Annotated in this window: 16 protein-coding genes and 1 pseudogene; 14 read left to right on the top strand and 3 right to left on the bottom strand. The window is 45.7% G+C overall.

From position 1 onward, the window contains the following. Positions 1 to 127 precede the first annotated feature (127 nt). Together AAA943_RS14505 and AAA943_RS21910 are read left to right on the top strand one after the other, a co-directional pair. Positions 128 to 277 carry a hypothetical protein gene (locus AAA943_RS14505; RefSeq protein WP_338224987.1) on the top strand — a complete coding sequence of 50 codons (150 nt, stop codon included), beginning with the start codon at positions 128 to 130 and terminating at the stop codon, positions 275 to 277. A 20-nt stretch (positions 278 to 297) separates the two neighbouring features. Next, positions 298 to 444 (top strand): annotated as a pseudogene (locus AAA943_RS21910) (DUF2867 domain-containing protein); the annotation flags it as partial. Positions 445 to 551: 107 nt separating this feature from the next. Here AAA943_RS21910 and bla read toward each other — a convergent pair. Further along, positions 552 to 1,289, bottom strand: coding sequence for a subclass B1 metallo-beta-lactamase (gene bla, locus AAA943_RS14510; RefSeq protein WP_338224988.1), 738 nt, complete (start codon positions 1,287 to 1,289; stop codon positions 552 to 554). Between the two features lie 119 nt (positions 1,290 to 1,408). Between bla and AAA943_RS14515 the strand changes: the two genes are divergently transcribed. From AAA943_RS14515 to AAA943_RS14530, 4 genes are all read left to right on the top strand, one after another. Next, positions 1,409 to 1,819: an SET domain-containing protein gene (locus tag AAA943_RS14515; RefSeq protein ID WP_338224989.1), complete on the top strand. Its 411-nt coding sequence runs from the start codon at positions 1,409 to 1,411 to the stop codon at positions 1,817 to 1,819. Positions 1,820 to 1,823: 4 nt separating this feature from the next. After that, a complete protein-coding gene (locus tag AAA943_RS14520) occupies positions 1,824 to 2,096 on the top strand; it encodes a hypothetical protein (protein ID WP_338224990.1) in 273 nt (90 codons plus the stop codon). A 126-nt stretch (positions 2,097 to 2,222) separates the two neighbouring features. Next, on the top strand, positions 2,223 to 3,569 hold the full coding sequence (locus AAA943_RS14525; protein WP_338224991.1) for a dihydroorotase: 1,347 nt from the start codon (positions 2,223 to 2,225) through the stop codon (positions 3,567 to 3,569). Between the two features lie 10 nt (positions 3,570 to 3,579). Further along, the gene (locus AAA943_RS14530) at positions 3,580 to 4,416 is read left to right on the top strand and encodes a DUF6671 family protein (protein WP_338224992.1); all 837 of its coding nucleotides are present in this window, start codon (positions 3,580 to 3,582) and stop codon (positions 4,414 to 4,416) included. 5 nt (positions 4,417 to 4,421) lie between these two features. On the opposite strand, the gene AAA943_RS14535 is transcribed toward AAA943_RS14530, so the two are convergent. Further along, positions 4,422 to 5,810 (bottom strand): sulfatase family protein, encoded by a 1,389-nt coding sequence (locus tag AAA943_RS14535; protein ID WP_338224993.1) that lies wholly within the window; start codon positions 5,808 to 5,810, stop codon positions 4,422 to 4,424. A 60-nt stretch (positions 5,811 to 5,870) separates the two neighbouring features. Continuing rightward, the gene (locus AAA943_RS14540; protein ID WP_338224994.1) at positions 5,871 to 8,306 is read right to left on the bottom strand and encodes a DUF5686 family protein; all 2,436 of its coding nucleotides are present in this window, start codon (positions 8,304 to 8,306) and stop codon (positions 5,871 to 5,873) included. Between the two features lie 340 nt (positions 8,307 to 8,646). On the opposite strand from AAA943_RS14540, the gene AAA943_RS14545 reads away from it, so the two are divergent. The 8 genes from AAA943_RS14545 (at position 8,647) to AAA943_RS14580 (ending at position 18,304) form a co-directional block, all read left to right on the top strand. Next, positions 8,647 to 9,648, top strand: a complete 1,002-nt coding sequence (locus AAA943_RS14545; protein WP_338224995.1) for a GRP family sugar transporter — start codon at positions 8,647 to 8,649, stop codon at positions 9,646 to 9,648. Positions 9,649 to 9,674: 26 nt separating this feature from the next. Continuing rightward, complete coding sequence (rbsK, locus tag AAA943_RS14550; RefSeq protein WP_338224996.1) at positions 9,675 to 10,574, top strand: ribokinase; 900 nt, start codon at positions 9,675 to 9,677, stop codon at positions 10,572 to 10,574. Between the two features lie 16 nt (positions 10,575 to 10,590). Next, the gene (locus tag AAA943_RS14555) at positions 10,591 to 11,961 is read left to right on the top strand and encodes an ADP-ribosylglycohydrolase family protein (protein ID WP_338224998.1); all 1,371 of its coding nucleotides are present in this window, start codon (positions 10,591 to 10,593) and stop codon (positions 11,959 to 11,961) included. A 21-nt stretch (positions 11,962 to 11,982) separates the two neighbouring features. After that, positions 11,983 to 13,176 carry an MFS transporter gene (locus AAA943_RS14560; protein WP_338224999.1) on the top strand — a complete coding sequence of 398 codons (1,194 nt, stop codon included), beginning with the start codon at positions 11,983 to 11,985 and terminating at the stop codon, positions 13,174 to 13,176. 426 nt (positions 13,177 to 13,602) lie between these two features. Next, on the top strand, positions 13,603 to 14,829 hold the full coding sequence (locus AAA943_RS14565; protein ID WP_338225000.1) for a hypothetical protein: 1,227 nt from the start codon (positions 13,603 to 13,605) through the stop codon (positions 14,827 to 14,829). Positions 14,830 to 14,915: 86 nt separating this feature from the next. Next, positions 14,916 to 15,362, top strand: coding sequence for a nuclear transport factor 2 family protein (locus AAA943_RS14570; protein WP_338225002.1), 447 nt, complete (start codon positions 14,916 to 14,918; stop codon positions 15,360 to 15,362). 46 nt (positions 15,363 to 15,408) lie between these two features. Continuing rightward, positions 15,409 to 16,512 carry a serine hydrolase domain-containing protein gene (locus AAA943_RS14575; RefSeq protein ID WP_338225003.1) on the top strand — a complete coding sequence of 368 codons (1,104 nt, stop codon included), beginning with the start codon at positions 15,409 to 15,411 and terminating at the stop codon, positions 16,510 to 16,512. Between the two features lie 118 nt (positions 16,513 to 16,630). Further along, positions 16,631 to 18,304 (top strand): N-acyl-D-amino-acid deacylase family protein, encoded by a 1,674-nt coding sequence (locus AAA943_RS14580; RefSeq protein ID WP_338225004.1) that lies wholly within the window; start codon positions 16,631 to 16,633, stop codon positions 18,302 to 18,304. The last annotated feature ends 67 nt before the right edge of the window (positions 18,305 to 18,371 follow it).

Below are 18,371 nucleotides of genomic sequence, written 5' to 3' on the forward strand. Positions count from 1 at the left end.
ACATCGGGAAAACCTTCACCAAAGCAGGAATTCCCGGTCAAAATTGCATTGACACTCTTTTTCTCTCTTCAAAATAGAATCCCTCTAAATTGAGAGGGGCTTTTTGGTCGTTTACAATCAGCTCAACTTGGAGTACCTGGAGTGGGACAACCGTAAAAAATACACCTTGGTGGATTACCAAAAACTGAATCAGTTTTACGAAAACAAGGTGCAGAAAATGAGTAGATCCTTGGATAAGATGACCGACACCTCAACTTCAGAGTTTCTCTATTTTTAGATCCAAAAACTCAAGATGCCACAGAAAATCGCCTAGTCGTTTCCTTCACGGAAATTTTCAACAATTGGTTGGGCAAACTGTATTTTCTACCTGTAAGGCCGTTTCATCAATTCATCGTCCCAACAATGGTAAAAGGAAAGATTAAGGAATTGGAAAAGAAGAAGTAAATCCAATGGGGACCAAATCTGGCAAAAATGTATTTTGAGGCTTTTTCAAGCAACCGGAATCCTCAAGTTGATCCTTTTATTTTTCCGATAGAAATAGGTAGGCAGCTTTATTTTGTCCCAAAAAGCTGAATGGTATACTCCAACAAGTCCTTTCCTCCTGCTTCTCCATGCCCTGGAATTACCAGCTTTATCTCTGGAAATCCCACTTTCACGCGGCTTACCGTCTCCGACCAAGTCCCCACATTGGCATCTCCCAAAAAGCCTTCGGATGCACCCAAAGCCTTGATCAGACAGCCTCCAAAAAGCACCCGATCTGACAGGACAAAGGAAACCACATTGTCCCGGGTATGACCTTCTCCGAAAAACCGGGATACTACTTCCAAATCACCCACCCGCTGACTCAACTCATCCCCAAAGCCATTTTGAGGCACTGATTCACCTGCTTTTTGTGCCAAATCAATCGTCCGATCAGAAGCAAAAGAAGGGATTCCCCGAACGTGAAAAGCATCCAATCCACCCAAGCAATCGTCGTGAAAGTGGGTAGCCAAAACCCCATTTACCTCTATTTTTTTCTCCACCAACCATCCGATTAGCTCCTCACTGACTTGGTCACTTGTCGGCGTATCAAAAACCAATGCTTCCCCATGATCTATCACTACCATCCCGTTGCAGCCTACTTTTCCAAAATCCTGCGTTTCCAAATAGCTGACATGAACAAACACACTTGGACTGACTTGCCTGATTTGAAGAGTTTCCGATTGGTAGACAAGGGAATCTTGCTGTGCAACAAGCGGGAGGCTTATCCATTTCAGGAGGAAAAGTCCAAATAGAAATCTTTTGGTCATGGTTGGGAGTTTAGAATTGGAAAAGTACAAATAATCGTTCTCCCTTCCTGATCCGGCTAATTGAGAATGGCCTACCTTTTTCCTAACTTATTCTGGTTCTTTCTTTAATTGCTAATCTCATGGATAGCCTTGTCATCAAACCGCCTTTCCAAAAAATCACCGAAAGCTCCCGCCTCTATGTGGCTGACGCAGGGCCCAAGGGCCGGGGAGTTTTTGCCGGAAGGGCATTTAAAAAAGGAGAAATCGTAGAATCCTGTCCGATAATTCCCTGGGAACAAGAAGAACTCTATCGCCTGTCAGGACACTTGCTGGAGCGGTATGTATTCCTATGGGATAAGAGAAACAAATCCCTTGCTGTGGTTCTGGGTTTTGGATCTCTTTATAACCACTCTTCCCAGCCTAATTGTGGCTATTCCAGACAAATCAAAAACCGTCTGATTGTATTCAAAGCCAAAAGAGCCATTGGTCCTCACGAAGAACTCACCATCCATTATGGACCATCTGCGGCCTCATTTCACGAAATCCCCTAATCCCATGACCAAGCGAAAATCCAATCCTTCCCCTGCTGAAACCAAAAAAACCATCCTGCCCATTGGATCAGAGGTTCCGATAGAAGGCATCCCGGTTTCCCAGCCCAAAAAAGGCAAAAAGAGATCCGGGAATCCGGAAGAACTTTTCCAAAAAGACGACGGCTTTGGCCCCAAAATCGGCCCAAAAGGGGTGATGCATAAAATAGATGCAAGCTCCGCAAAAGGACTTCCCGATCTTTCGGCCAAGATGGCTGGGGGAGGAGAGTTTGATAAATGACCCCAAAACAAAGAGTTGAAAAGAAAAAATCCCCCAAAGTGGTTTCCCCAGCTTACTTGATTTGGTTTTAGGATTTGGACGCATCCTGTCTTTTCTTTGTAGGCCCAAGCAATCCTCTTTCTACTCATGAGCAAAACCATCCTCATCCAGCAGGCCAACATAGTCAACGAAGGTAAAATCCAAGTAGCCGACGTCCTTATTTCCGGCGAATTCATCAAAAAAATCGGTCAAATCCCTGCCGAAGAAGCGGAAGTCATCGTGGATGGAAGAGGCAAATACCTGCTTCCCGGAGCCATTGACGGACAGGTACACTTCAGAGATCCGGGATTGACCCACAAAGCAGACCTCCGGTCAGAAAGCCGGGCTGCCGTGGCAGGTGGCGTCACCTCCTTTATCGATATGCCCAATACCCGGCCCAATACCCTTACTTTGGAGTTGCTGGCAGAGAAGTACCGGATTGCCGAAGAAAAATCCCTGGCTAATTATGCTTTCTTGCTTGGCATCAATGGAGAAAATCTGGAAGAAGTCCTTCAGTGGGACACTTCCGATCTCTTGGCTATCACGGACGATGGGCTTTATTTTTCAGGAAAAGGAAATATCCTCGCTGACCGACCCGATATGCTGGAAAGGATATTTTCCTCACATAAAGGAATCTTGGCCATCCATTCAGAGAAAGAAGAAATCATAGAGAAAAACGAGGAGGAATACAGGGAAAAGTACGGGTACGATGTCCCGGTGAAATTCCATCCGATCATCCGCAGTGAACAAGCTTGCTATGAAGCTACTGAGCGGGCGATAGCTCTGGCAGAGAAGCATGGAGCTCGACTCCACATCCTCCACTTGAGCACAGCCAAAGAGACCTCTCTTTTCAGAAATGACATCCCTCTCAAAGAGAAAAAGATCACCACCGAAGTTTCGGTTCATCACTTATGGTTTTCCGACAAAGACTATGAATCCAAAGGAACCCTGATCAAATGGAACCCCGCGATCAAAACCCAAAAAGATGCAGATGGCTTGTTGGAGGCCCTTTTGGATGACCGAATCGATCTGATCACCACGGACCATGCCCCTCATGCGATTGAGGAGAAACTCAAACCTTATTTCCAGTCCATGTCCGGTGCTCCTTTGGTCCAACATTCGGTGGTTTGCCTACTGGAATTCCATAAGCAAGGCAAAATCTCCCTGGAAAAGATCGTGGAAAAAATGTGCCATAACCCCGCGATTCTCTATCAGATCGACCGAAGAGGTTATATCCGGGAAGGGTATTTTGCAGACTTGACTTTAGTGGATTTGGATTCCCCCTGGACGGTGAGCAAGGACAATATCCTCTACAAATGCGGTTGGTCTCCTTTGGAAGGCACGACTTTCCACAGCCAAGTGCTCAAAACCTGGGTCAATGGTCACCAAGTCTTCGATCAGGGCAGCTTTGATGAAAGTGTAACAGGAAAAGCACTGGAAAAATCCAAGGTCTAAACCTCCTCTCATGTTTGCCGGCCGCACCCTGATTTTGGCTACCAAGCACCAAAAAGAGCAGGTCTTAGGGCCATTGTTTGAAAAGGCTCTGGGAGTGAAAATAGTTGTCCCGGAAAGTTTGGACACGGATTTATTGGGCACTTTCTCTGGAGAAAAAGAGAGAGAGGAAGACCCACTGACTACAGCCAAAAAGAAGTGCGACTGGGCCATGGATCTTTTGGGTGCAGACTTGGCCTTAGCCAGTGAAGGCTCATTTGGGGCCCACCCTTCCTTGTTCTTTTTGCCTGCTGATGAAGAATGGCTCGTCTTTTCCGACCGAAAAAACGGTTGGCAAATCCATATCCGTCATCTGTCCACTGAAACCAATTATTCCAGCCTAGAATTTGATACTTGGGAGCAACTGGAAACCTTCGCGAAACAAGTAAATTTCCCCAGCCATGGACTGATTTTAAGAAAAAGTCCTGAAAGTTTGGAAGGAATGAGCAAGGGAATCATCTCTTGGAAGGAATTAGAGCAGAAAAGTCGATTCCTACTCGAGACCTACGGAAAAGCCTATGTGGAGACCGACATGCGGGCCCACCTCAACCCCACCCGAATGCAGGTAATAAGTGAAGCGGGCGAAAAGCTGATTCAAAAAATCTTATCGCTTTGCCCTTCCTGCCAAACTCCGGGATTCGGGGTGACGGAATTGGATTCAGGCCTTCCCTGCAGCTGGTGTGGTAGCCCTACCCGATCGATTTTGGCGGAGATCAAAACCTGTGCAGCATGTGGTCATCGTGAGCGAATTCTCTTTCCCAAAGGAAAAACAGAAGAAGACCCCATGTACTGCGACCGGTGCAATCCTTAAATAGCCTAGGGTTTTGCCTCAGGTAAAAGTTTTTTCCGATCCTTCAAGTACCGGTCTATTTGATTTTCCAATTGCTTTCGGAGATGCACCAGGGTAGCCTGATGAGCGGGGTTTTCTGCCAGATTGTTTTTTTCCAAAGGATCCATTTCCAAATCATACAGCTCTTCCCAATCCGGATCATTGATGTAGCGGAAGTACTTCCATCGCTCCGTCCGGATCGCTTCACTCGGTGCAATGATCGGCGTCTGCCAAAGATGTTCCGTGAGAAACTCCTTCCGCTTGGCCAAATCTTTAGAAGTCAGAGATAATCCCTGCCAAGATTTGGGCGTAGAAATTCCAGCCAAATCCAAAATGGTCGCAGGAACATCAATATTCAGTGCAAAAGACTGACTGCGGATCCCTCCTTCTTTTCTCGGATCAAAAACCATCAAAGGAACTCGGAGAGAATTATCATACATCAGCCACTTTCCTGCCAGCTGCCTTTCGCCCAGAAAATATCCATTATCACCCATGAGAATAATCACAGTATTCTTATCCAGCCCTTTTTCAGCCAAAACTCTTCGAATCTTTCCGATTTCTGCATCTACTTCGGAAATCATTCGGTAGTAACCCTTGACGCTATGCTGATACTTTTCCGGTGTGTCATAGCGCCAATGCCAGCGGGTCCGATTTTCTCCACTCCGAACGTACTCCGGCTGGGCCAAAAACTGGTCCTCAGAGGCCAGGATTGGGTCAGGAATAACCACATCATTATACAAGAGGTCAAATTCCGGAGACCAGAAATACTGCAATTCGGCAGGGTCATGAGCGTGAGGTGCACTAAAGCTGAGCGAAAGCATAAAGGGCTTTTCGCTGGGAGCATTCTTGATAAAATCAATGGCTTGCTGACCAGTATACCGAGTCAGATGAACCGTATCTTTTTGGATGGTTTTGAAAAAATACCCTCTTCGATCCTTAAATTTTCCATTTCGGTCATAGTCTTCTCCTTCATCAAACAGTTCCGAAAAGCCTGGATAATTCACGCCAAATTTCCCAAAAAACCCGATATGGTAGCCTGCCTTTCTCAGCTCAATCGGATAGGACTGATTCATAAAGGGCTGCTTGATATCTCCCTGCCCAAACGTGTAGCCATGGGTGCGTTCGTAGAGTCCGGTCAGGATACTTGCCCGACTCGCGGCACAGATTGGGGTAGTAACAAAGGCGTTTTCGAAGTAGATCCCCTCTGCTGCCAATCGATCCATTTCGGGAGTTTGAATTATGGGATTCCCGGCAAAACCCAATGCATCCCAGCGCTGATCATCGGTTAGGATGAAAATAATATTGGGTCGGGTTTGTTGCGCAAAAGATGAAAAACACCCCAAGAGCAATAGGGCTACAAAGATAAATCGGTTCATCCTATAAGATAGCCAGAAACCTACTAATCCAGTACCCTGCTCTATCCCGAAAAGGTTGAATCAGAATGCCGCAGTCAGGGATATGGTAAAGCGAAGATTGTCTCCGGAATCCGGCAAGGAATACGGACCATAGCGGTAAAAGAGGCCAAATCCCCAACCTTGGGCATTGAATCCTGAATTCAGTTTGATCAGATTTGCCAGTTCGAGACCCGATTCCCAAAAACCTCTTTCCATTGTTTGAAAGCTGACAAAATCATACCGCTCTGGGTCAGATAAGGTGCCGATAGCAAAGCTCTGATGAAACTTCAGCTGGGGGGCGATTGCTAATCCCTGGAGTTTTTTGGTGAAAAGTGGCCCGGTCAAATGAGAATAATTTACGTGAATACTCCTGTCCGCCAGAAACTCATAAACTCGCATGGTCTGTAAAAATCCCGGAAAAACCAAAGGCAAATCAAATCGATCTCCCTGCTGGACTTTAATCCCATAGCCTGTATTCAGGTAAGAAATCGGAAGGTCGGAACCCCAGATCCCATGGGCAGTAAGATGAACCTGATTCAAGGCATTTCCGGTGCTCCACTGATGTTGAAATTTGAATTCAGTATTCCAAAAGTCCAAATCCCCTCCAAATAGGGAAGGAACGGCCTTAGTCATTCGCAGGCCAATCACCGGATACGAAAGGGTCATGGAGACGATATCGTTTCCGATTCGGGTCGTTGATTCACCTCCTAGGTAATTCAATTCCACCCCTGCTTCGGTGGCTGTAAAATCGACAAAAAACCCATCCGGAGGACTTGTTTCTGTGTAGTCCAAAATAGAAATCCGGTTTTCGACCGATCCGATCAACTTATAACGAAAGCCTTTGAATGGCATATGACCATAGCTGAAAAAATAACGCTGTACCTCATCAACCCTACTCATAAGAAAACTTCTATAAACCGATCCTGAAGTGCTGAATGACTTACCCCGGGGTAGCAATGACCTTCCGGGCTCTTCAATATCCTGGCTGTAGCCTACTTGGAGTCGAATGTCTTTTTCAGGATCCAGCAAAACACCGAGGGAGCCTCCATATTTCCACGCCTGATCCTGAAAACCATAGCGAAAATATCCCTCCACCCGAAACAGGTTCGAAAGGGTCTCGTTACTAGATAATCCCAATCCCAAACCAAACCGCTCGTATTGATTGAAGCGGAAAATTCGATTGGGGATCAGGTCCACTACACCAAGTTTGACTCGGCCCGTACTCAGGTAGGCCAATAGATTGGCTCCGTTGTTAAGTCTTCTTTTGACCTTGGGATCCAGTCTTTCAAACCTATCGTAGGTCAGATATTCCCGACTGCTCAAGGAATCCAGCCGAAGCTGATTCCAGTCGTACTCTCTTTTCAGATCAAAGGTCACTCCTATCGCACTTATTTTTTCTTTTGGATCCAGGTCATTGATTCCAATATCTGTAAGTAGGGTCTGATTGATCAATTTGACTTGTCTTCCTTCAAAATCAAGCTCTGAAAAGAGGTAAATGCTATTCATCTGCTCAGGAAACCAATGAGTTCCGTCAAAACTATTCTTTTGTTGGATTTCAAAATTAATCTGCCCGATATCTTCGGCTGGCTTGAGCAGGAAATTCTCCAGGGCATAGTGCCTGGAGGAGATATAAACCAAGCCTTTGCCCAAGCGATAAGTTTTTCCGCTTTTGGGCTGATAACTGATCAGGTAGGACTTGCCCCAATCCGTCTGAAGGCTATCCTCGAGGAAATAGTCGTATTTCCTCATTCCATCCTCCGAGATGGGGTTTACAAAGGGGATTTCAAGGATTTTGATGTGGTCAGTGTAGATCGAAAACGGCTGAAAGCTAGTGGAGACGGCTGCAAAAATCGGATTTTCTATTCCTGAGATTTTGGAAGCCTTGACGGTTTCATTCCTTTTGTTTGGTCTTTTGAACTTCACTTCCGAGTAGCTTTCCGACAAAAACAAATGGCCTCCCTCCAGAAAATTGGCCAATTCATCATCTACCTCAGGGTTTTCAGAAAGTCCGTCTAGCGTTGCCACCATTTTATTGTAGCTGGCGTAGCGATAGGATTCCAGTTTTTCGGGATTATTCCTTTCCCTGTTTCCAATGGCTTTTCGGACTAGAGGCAGCGCCGGATTTTCACCTGCCGTAAATTCAAAAAGTAGCATATCCTGCGTTTCTTGGACGAGATAGACAACTGGATTTTTCAGAAGGAGAGAAAAAGGGATTTCCCTTCTTTGATAGCCAACATGGGAAAAAACCAAAACATCTTTCTCGTTGAAAATGCGTCCTGAAAATGCTCCCCGCACATCAGAAGTAGTCCCCGTACTTTCTCGATTGAGTGCTTTGATGTGTACAAAAGGCACAGGTTGACCGGTGGATTGGTCGATAATTTGGAAACTCAACCGATCCGATTGAGCAAAAACCGGGATGCACGTCACCGAAAAAACCAACACAAGAAAAAAGAAACGGGTCTTTGGCATTGTACGCATAGGCTAAGGATTCGAATAAGGAAATCAACTGACCTTTGCCCTCCAAAGTTGTCTTCATTATACCAAAGCAGAAAATTTGGGTTAAATGAAGAGATAGGCCTTTTGCATACCCCTACACTGCCCAAATTCAAACGGGATCTGGTAGGAGTTCACCTTGTCCCAGCGGAAAAAAAGTAAGGATTCTTCTAAGACTTAGTCAAATTATTTCATCTTTTGAGTCTCCAAAAGCCTGATTCTCTTGGTATACTGTAGAATATTCGCAAGATTTAGTGTAGACAAGTGGGAGTTTTTTATTCCCTAATCTTTCCACTTATCGCAACCCCTTTGACCTGGCCACCCCATGTTTATCATCGAGACATACACTACAGCGGTTTTATTCAGTCTGATTACCATGGTCTGTTGGGGATCTTGGGCCAACACCCAAAAGCTGGCTTCGTCCTCTTGGAGATTTGAATTGTTTTATTGGGACTATGTTTTGGGTATAGTCTTGCTTGCCCTGGTTTTCGGGCTGACTCTTGGGAGTATAGGTACAGGAGGGAGGGGTTTTATCCCTGACCTGATGCAAGGGGATTCAGGGGCTCTTTTTTCGGCACTTTGGGGAGGCATTGTTTTTAATGCAGCCAATATTCTTTTGGGAGCTGCCATTGCTATTTCCGGCATGGCTGTAGCATTTCCGGTAGGAATTGGTCTCGCCCTCGTCATTGGGGTTGTCGTAAACTATCTGGAAAATCCCATTGGCAACCCTGGGATTCTATTTACCGGAGTAGCTTTGGTAGCTGCTGCGATAATTCTTAATGCCAAGACTTACCGAAGCCTAAACCAAGCCCGATCCAATCCCCCCACCAAGGGACTTCTCCTGTCTTTGATAGCTGGAGTATTGATGGGGTTTTTCTACAAATACGTGGCAGACTCCATGTTTTTGGATTTCAATCAACCCATTCCGGGGAAATTAAGTCCCTACTCGGCCGTTTTCGTGTTTTCCCTCGGTATTTTATTGAGCAATTTCCTTTTCAACACGCTATTGATGAAGAGACCCTTTGTAGGTACACCTGTGAGCTATTCTGACTATGGCAAAGGCACATTCAAAACCCATTGGACGGGAATTTTGGGTGGGGTGATTTGGTGTGTGGGGATGTCTTTCAGCATCATTGCGGCAGACAAAGCAGGCCCTGCCATTTCCTATGGCTTGGGCCAAGGTGCTACCATGGTGGCAGCCTTTTGGGGAGTAGTTGTCTGGAAGGAATTCAAAGGCCTTCCACCCTCCAAAAGCTATTTACTTTACCTGATGTTTGCCTGTTTTCTGAGCGGTTTGGGCTTAATCATTTATTCCAAACTAGCCTGAACACGTATCCTAACCAAAGAAAAAACATGGCAAACATTCTGATCGTCGGCAGTTCCAATACAGATTTGGTCGTCAAGACCCCGCGATTTCCCAAGCCGGGAGAGACCTTGACCGGGGGAGATTTTTTCCTTTTCCAAGGAGGAAAAGGGGCCAATCAGGCAGTGGCAGCCGCACGAATGGGTGGGCAGGTTAGTTTTTTGACCAAGTTGGGCAAGGATCTTTTTGGTGAACAGACTCGAGAAAGTCTGGAGCAGGAAGGGATATTTCCGGAATTGATTTTGGAAGATAAAAACACCTCCTCAGGAGTGGCGCTGATTATGGTAGATCAGGCAGGTGAAAACCAAATCGTAGTTGTCCCCGGTGCCAACGGAAATCTTCTTCCGAAAGATTTATCAAAAGCGGATGATGTCTTAAAAAAAGCGGATATAGTCCTCTCCCAGCTTGAAACTCCCCTGACTACCTTGCTCAGCCTCGGCAAATCCGTGGAAAAAACAGGAAAAAAACTGATCCTTAATCCGGCTCCGGCGCAAACCCTACCGGATTCTATTTACCAAAACCTTTTCCTGATCACACCTAACGAAACTGAAGCTTCTCTGCTAACCGGAATATCTTTGGAAATTGAAACTGCTCTTTCAAAAATTGGGAACTGGTTTTTGGAAAAAGGGGTCCAAAATATCATTGTTACTTTGGGAGAAAAAGGGGCCTATTTTCATTCCTCAAAAGTGCAGTTTTTAGTCCCTACTCATCCTGTCAAGGCAGTAGATACCACCGCTGCTGGAGACGTTTTCAACGGCACTTTGGCTGTAGCTCTGGCAGAAGGAATGAACTGGGAAAAGGCCATCCAAACCGCCAACAAGGCCTCTGGAATAGCGGTCACCCGAATGGGAGCTCAACCTTCCATCCCTTTTCGAAAAGAAGTCTTTTAACAAAAAACCCATACCCATGAACCTCACCTCCTACCTGACAATCGCCCTGTTTATCTTTCTGATTTTAGGATGCGGGAGCAAATCGATACCTGACCCGGTACCTTCAAGAAATCCTACCTTGACCTATGCCACTTACGAGCCAAAAGACCTTGATTTTGTCCTGGACCGGGCGGAATATGCAAGCCGACTGGAAGGGTTTTGGTTGGGCACCTGCATTGCCAATTGGACGGGCTTGGTGACCGAAATGGATAAAATAGGAAACATCGGGGAGAAAAAGACCGGGGCATTTTACACTCGGGAAGACTGGGGAAAACCAGATCAGCCCAATATCTGGTCAGGTGAAGAACCCAGTCCTTTTTCTCCCACCATCGATTTTGTTTTTGCTGATCCAGACACTATCTGGGGAGCAGATGACGACACCGATATAGAATACATGTATCAGGAACTCCTCCTTCGAAATCAGACATCTTTACTCACCGGAGAGCAAATCCGCGAGGGCTGGCTCAGACACATTAAGGAGGAAGAAGAAAACTTCCTCTGGGTTTCTAACCAGAAAGCTTTGGACTTGATGAGAGAAGGCATGGTGCCTCCTGCTACAGGAGATCCGAAGCATAATCCGGAATATGAAATGATTGATGCCCAGCTCACCACCGAAATCTTCGGGCTCTATGCTCCAGGAAGACCTGATTTTGCACTAAAAATGGCTCAACTTCCAATTCAAACGACAGCAAGAGAAGAGAGTCAATGGATTTCTGAGTTTTACGTAAGTCTATTCTCTCTTGCTGCTGCCTCAGATCCCAACTTGCCCATCAAGGATCGGCTGATGACTATTGCCGAGCAATCCAAGATGTATCTTCCGGAGGGCTCCTATCCTGCCAAGATGTATGAATTTGTCAAATCCAAGTACAGTGAAGGGATTACTTGGGAACAGGCGAGGGATTCGGTCTACTACCGATATCAGGTCCAACAACTTGACGGCTACGACATGACCTCAAGAAATCTTCCCTGCAATGGATGCGTGGCGGCAGGAATCAACTTCGCCGCGAGTTTGGTAAGTTACTTTTTTGGAGAGGGAGATTTGATCGAAACCATCAAAATCGGCGCTTTGGCGGGATGGGACTCAGATAATCCCACGGCAACTTGGGGAGGATTGATTGGATTTATGCTGGGCAGGGAAGGGGTAGAAGAAGCCTTTGGCAGAAAGTTTTCGGATCGGTTTCATATTCACCGTACTCGAATAGGCTTTGAAGGGGAAGGAATCGACACCTTTCAAAATATGGCCAAAAAAGGGGTTTGGATCATTGATCGAGTCGTTCAAGAGGAACTCCAAGGAGGGGTCGATCTTGAAGCCAACCGATGGAGAATTCCCGGATCGACCCAATTCTAAATCATTGAATCTGCTGCCTTCATGACCAAAGTCCGTTCTGTTTCGCCCTTTCGGAAACGACTTTTGCTTCTGGTAATCTACCTTTCCTTCATCAGTCTAGGACTTCCTGACTCCATCCTTGGAGCAGCATGGCCGGCCATGTTTGACCATTTGGGGGTACCGGTAGACTACGGCGGGATCATTTCCATGATTGTAGCCGCGGGAACGGTCATTTCAAGTTTACTGAGTGGAAAAATCATCCATCGCCTGGGCTATCATCTGATGATTACGCTCAGTGTCCTGACGACGGCTTTAGCCTTGATGGGATTTTCTTTATCGGGGCATTTCTTTTTCCTGTGCATACTGGCAGTTCCATTGGGCTTGGGTGCCGGTGGAGTCGACGTCGCTCTGAATAATTATGTAGCTATCCACTACCAAGCGCGCCAAATGAACTGGCTACACAGCTTTTGGGGAGTGGGGGCAGCGATTGGCCCCATGATTATGGGAAGCTATTTGGCAAAAGGAGAATCCTGGTCTACCGGGTACAGTACAATTGCTTGGATTCAGCTGGGCTTGGTGTTGATTTTGGTGCTTTCTCTTCCGCTTTGGTCCAAAAAACAACCAAACGAACAAGAATCTGGGGATGAAAAACCGACCCGTTTAATCTCCTTACTCCTCAAGCTGCCCGGCTTGAAGCAAGCTCTGGTTGTCTTTTTCTGCTACTGCACCATAGAGGCCACCTTCGGCATGTGGGGTGCTAGTTTTCTGGTATTTACCAAAGGTTTTGAAACCGATCAGGCAGCCAGGATGACTTCGCTTTATTTTCTCGGGATCACACTGGGAAGGTTTTTATCCGGATTTTTGACTGCTCATTTTTCCAATCGGCAATTGGTCTTTCTGGGACAAGGTGTCATCGGTTTGGGTTTGGGAGTTCTTTTCTTGCCCTTTACGGTGACTATTCTCCTTGGATTTCTGCTGGTTGGCTTGGGTTGTGCACCGATATTTCCAAGTTTATTGCATGAAACCCCTGTCAATTTTGGGGAAAAGCATTCCCAACGAATTATGGGACTTCAGATGGCCAGTGCTTACGTGGGCATTACGCTGATGCCTTTTCTTTTTGGTAAAATCGCCTATTTCACCGGACATGGGTTTCTTTTGGGCTTTTTGGGAATTTTCTTGGTGTTGATTTTTGGGATGACCAAGCAGATGAATTCAAAAGTAGATTCACCCACTTGAATTTGACCCTCAAATCAACGAAAGCCGCAAAGATCCGGAAAGCTGATCCTGCTTTCTTGTCCAAAAAGCAATATAGAAGCAAATTTCTAGGCTTAATAAAGCTTGACAAAAAATAAACCGAATAAACCTCTTTCGATTATCGGCAATCCTACCAGCGAGGGAAATCCAAGGTGTCAATGTTGAAGATAATCGTCCACATCACCATCAGTTGTGCTTCTTTCTGTGTGTGATTCATTAGCTAGTATGGAAGTGGGTTTAGGTGAAAACGTAATGCAAATAAAAAAATACTTCCTCTGCCTAAATTTCTATTTCAATTTTCATGTTGGGCTTGAATAAAATTCAATCCGGATTTGAGAAAAATAATCAGATTGGATAGCTTAACCGAGTATTTGTTGATTTTCACTGCTAAACAGAAGCCATTCCGGTATGAAAGATTTTTCTCCTTTGAATCAATTTCTCCGTCTTTGGATGGGAATTTACATTCTTCTGATTGCTTTTCCTTTTCCCATACAATACATCCCAATTCTTAATCTGCTGACCACCTATCTCTATGATATTCCCAAAGAATGGGTGGTTTTGTTTTTTGGGCAAAAAATCTTGGGCTGGGAGGACATTTCCAAAATCAAGCTTACCGGAAGCGGGGACACCACCTTTGACTATGCATTTTTGGTTTTTGCGATAGTTTCCTCTGTTTTGACGGCGGGAATCATTTTTTTATCAAAAGCCAGTAAGTCCGAATACAGCATTTTTTATCGTTGGACTCTTCTCTATGCGAGATATTTCGTAGGACTTTCCTTGTTTTCATATGGAGCAATAAAATTCTGGAATGGACAATTTCCCGGACCTGACATTGGCAGCATGGAAGTGATGTATGGGGAAATGTCCCCTATGGGATTGGCATGGAGGTTCTTTGGGTACTCAGACACATACAAATTCTTCATGGGCATATCGGAAATCAGTGCCGGACTTTTAATCCTATTTCCCAGAACCAAAGTCTTTGGAGCCCTGCTTTCCATTGGGGTTTGCCTAAACATTGTTTTGGTTAATTTTTCCTTTGATATCCCTGTGAAAATATTTTCCAGCCACCTGCTGTTCTTTTCCATTCTGACTGTTCTTCCTTTTGGCAAGTCTTTGTTTGAGTTGTTTTTCCTGCATAAGCCAGTTCAATTGGAAAAGGAACGGGCTTATTTTCAAAGTAAACGAGGCAAAATAGCCTGGTGGATTGTCAATTTCTTTTTAGTGGGATTCATTTCATTCGGCACTTTGGCCAATCATCTCTACTTTCAATTGAGCTATGTCCCCACCCATCCCTGGCAGGGCTTTTATTCTGAATTCCAAACGGAAAGTCCTTTTCCCTTTGAACGACTTTTGATCGACGATAAAACTATTTCCTGGGGAAGTGAATCCAAAATCACCCAGTATTTTGTCATCCAAAAAATGGATGAAAAAGGGCTGATTGTCTTTGCAAAATCCCTGAATGAACCCAATATCAACACTTTAGAGGTTCAAGAAACTTCAACCGGGGAAGTTTTGCTTGTCCTCCAGATGGACAATCAGACATTTAAGGCTCAAGCAAAAAGGAAGAGGAGAGAGGAGTATCCACTAATCCAACGTGGGTTTAATTTGATTCAAGAATATCCTTATAATCGGTAAATTGACTCTGCGCTTCCCTTTCAATCTCAATACTGCACTTGCTCCTCTCCTTTCCAATTCCAAACCAATACAAACTCTACCTTCCGATGAAACTCCTTTTTCTCATTTCCCTCTACTTTTGCTGCATCTGGAAGTGTTTTCCTCAGGAAGACCTTCAGTCCACCAAAAACAACCTAATCCAACTGGATTTAGGTTGGGAAAAAGCCCTTTTGTCTTCAGATGTTAGTTTTTTGGAAAATATTATGGCTGAGGAATTTATCTGGGTGCACAACCATGCTGCCTTGATTGATGGTAAGGAAGCGGTTTTGGCACGCGCCAGACGGATTCAGGAAGGCCAAACCGATGCCACGAAAGGCCGAAAATCCCGTGATCAGCAAGTGGTCATCTTAGGTACGACTGGAGTCGTCAGTGGATACACGGTGGTGGACCGGGGCCCCAGTCCTACGACTTATCACTTTATGCGAACTTATTCTTGGATAGATGGGCAATGGAAGCTTTTGGGTGCCCACACCATGGCGATACCGGAAGAGTAGCCCCTACTTTATCGATCAACCCTCTAAAACTCCCATTCGAATGTCTATGAAATCCATCTCTGCCTTCCTGAGTTTAGTCCTTTTGGCTTTGATTCCTTTCCCCTCCAAATCCCAAGACTATGCTAAGGTCCTTGAATCAGAAATCACGACCTCTAACCCGGGAATCCTTTTTACCATTGAATCTGGAGATGAGAGCCTCTCTTGGTCAGGAGCCGCAGGAATCAACGACCTTTCTATTGGGGACTCTTTATATGTGGAGCAAACCTTTCGGATCGCCAGCGTCACCAAAACCTTTGTGGCTGCAGCAATTCTTCGACTGATGGAAAAAGGAGCATTGAGCCTGGAAGACCCGATTTCAAAGCATATTTCATCTGAACATGCGCAAATCCTTGCACAGGATTACCCCATCGACCAAATCACTATCCGACAAATTCTAAGGCATTCAGCAGGCCTTTTTGACCACACCAATGCTCCTGAGTTCTTTGACATCGTCCTTGGCACACCTGAGCACGAATGGACTCGCACCGAGCAACTCCGGATGTGTGTCGAAAAAGGAGAACCCATCGGTCCTCCGGGTGGGCAGTTTAGCTATTCGGACACAGGGTATGTGGTCTTAGGAGAATTGGTAGAAACCTATACAGGAAAAAGTTTGGATGGAGGAATCAAAGAATTGCTCGGATTGGACAATCTTGGATTGGAACGGACTGATTTTGAGCGCATGGATCCACAAACCGATGAGCTAAGGATTCACCAGTATTTGCAGGGAAGGGACACTTATAATTTTAGCCCCACCATGGATTATTTCGGAGGAGGTGGAATCGTATCCAATTCCCAAGAATTGGTGGATTTCTTTCAGGCCTTGTTTCAGGGAAAAATCTTTGAAAACCCAGAGACTTTACAAATCATGCTGGAGCCGGTCAGCTATTCCGAAAAGGCAAGAATGGACTATCAAATGGGCATGTATCGAGTCAAAGTCAATGGATTGGATGCCTACTGCCACTCCGGATTTTGGGGCACCCAGGTGATTTATATTCCGGAACTCGATCTCTACATGGCTGCCAATTATTCCGGTGGCTGGAGAGGAAGTGCGGTGGCACCGATTTTCGGGAAGGTCCTTTTGGAAAAAGAGAAAAACCAACCCAAACCCTAATGTCGTAGACCTCAATTCTTGACTTTTTAAATATTTGGCTTTCAAGGAATCCTATGTCCAGTCCACCCAAATATTTCAGATAGTTTTCTTATCTTTTCCATAAACCAACTCCCATCCTATGAAAGCTTTTTATCTCCTTTTGATCTGTCTAATTGGGATTTCTTCTTGCCAAAAACCTCAACAATTCGATGTTTTAATCAAAAACGGACAGATTCTGGATGGTTCTGGCAATCCATCTTACATCGGCGATGTGGGAATCAATGCAGATACCATTGCAGCCATCGGCAAACTGGAAAACGCAGTAGGCACCTTGGAAATTGATGCCACAGAACTGGCCGTGGCTCCCGGCTTTATAAACATGCTCAGCTGGGCTGTGGAATCCTTGATTGAAGATGGCAAATCCCAATCCGATATCCGGCAGGGGGTCACTTTGGAAGTATTTGGGGAGGGAAACTCCATGGGCCCGCTATCAGATGCGATGAAAGCCGACGAACTGAAATCCCAAGGGGATATTAAATACCCAATTTCCTGGACCACGCTAAAAGAATATTTGGAATTTTTGGAGAAAAAAGGAGTGGCTACCAACGTAGCCTCATTTGTGGGCGCTACCACCGTCCGAATCCACGAATTAGGGTATGAAAACCGGGCTCCAAGTACCGAAGAGCTGGAAAGAATGAAAAATCTGGTTCGCCAGGCAATGGAAGATGGAGCCTTGGGCGTAGGGTCATCTTTGATTTATGCTCCAGCTTTCTATGCCAGCACAGAAGAGTTGATTGAGCTGTGCAAAGTCGCAGCAGAATACGATGGGATGTATATCTCCCATATGCGAAGCGAGGGAGTCCGACTGTTAGAAAGTCTGGACGAACTGATCCGGATCGCCTCCGAGGCAGGGATTCGCGCGGAAGTCTACCACCTCAAAATGAGTGGAAGGGACAATTGGAGCAAATACGATCAGGTGGTAGCCAAAATTGATTCCGCCAGAGCCGCTGGGCTTGAGATCACCACCGACATGTACAATTACGTGGCAGGAGCAACTGGACTAGATGCTGCTATGCCCCCATGGGTGCAGGAAGGAGGCTACGATAAATGGGCAGAACGTCTTCAGGATGCTGCCATCCGAAAAAGAGTCTTGCAGGAAATGATCACTCCTACTACCGAATGGGAAAGCCTGATGCAGGCTGTCGAAGGACCGGATAAAATCATTTTGGTCGGCTTCAAAAATGACAGTTTGAAATACCTGACTGGCAAAACTCTAGCTGAAGTTGCTGCCATGAGAAACACCTCCCCTGCCGAAACGGCAATGGACTTGGTGGTCCAGGACGGAAGCCGGGTTGGAACGGTCTATTTCCTGATGTCAGAAGAAAATGTAAAAAAACAGATAGCATTGCCCTACATGAGTTTTGGTTCGGATGGGGGTTCTTTGGCCAATGAGGGGGTATTTCTAAAGTCAAGTACGCATCCTAGGGCATTTGGTAACTTTTCCCGACTGCTCGGAAAGTACGTCAGGGATGAAAAAGTGATTTCCTTGGAAGAAGCGATTTACAAGCTCACCACTCTGCCAGCTACCAACCTGAAAATCAAAAATCGGGGAGCCCTGAAGGAAGGCTACTTTGCAGATCTGGCGATTTTTGATCCGGCTAAAATTCAGGATCATGCCACCTTTGAAAACCCCATGAAGTACTCCACAGGAATGGTCCACGTCTTAGTCAATGGTACCCAAGTGCTCAAAGATGGAGAACATACCGGAGCCCTACCCGGGAGGGTAGTCAAAGGACCGGGAGCCAAAGAATAAATCCACAAAAAATCCCCGCCTATAGAAGAGCGGGGATTTTCTGGAAAGATTCGCTAGTCGAGATTTG

Origin of the sequence: Algoriphagus confluentis (assembly GCF_036245625.1) — a bacterium.
Classification (GTDB): domain Bacteria; phylum Bacteroidota; class Bacteroidia; order Cytophagales; family Cyclobacteriaceae; genus Algoriphagus; species Algoriphagus confluentis.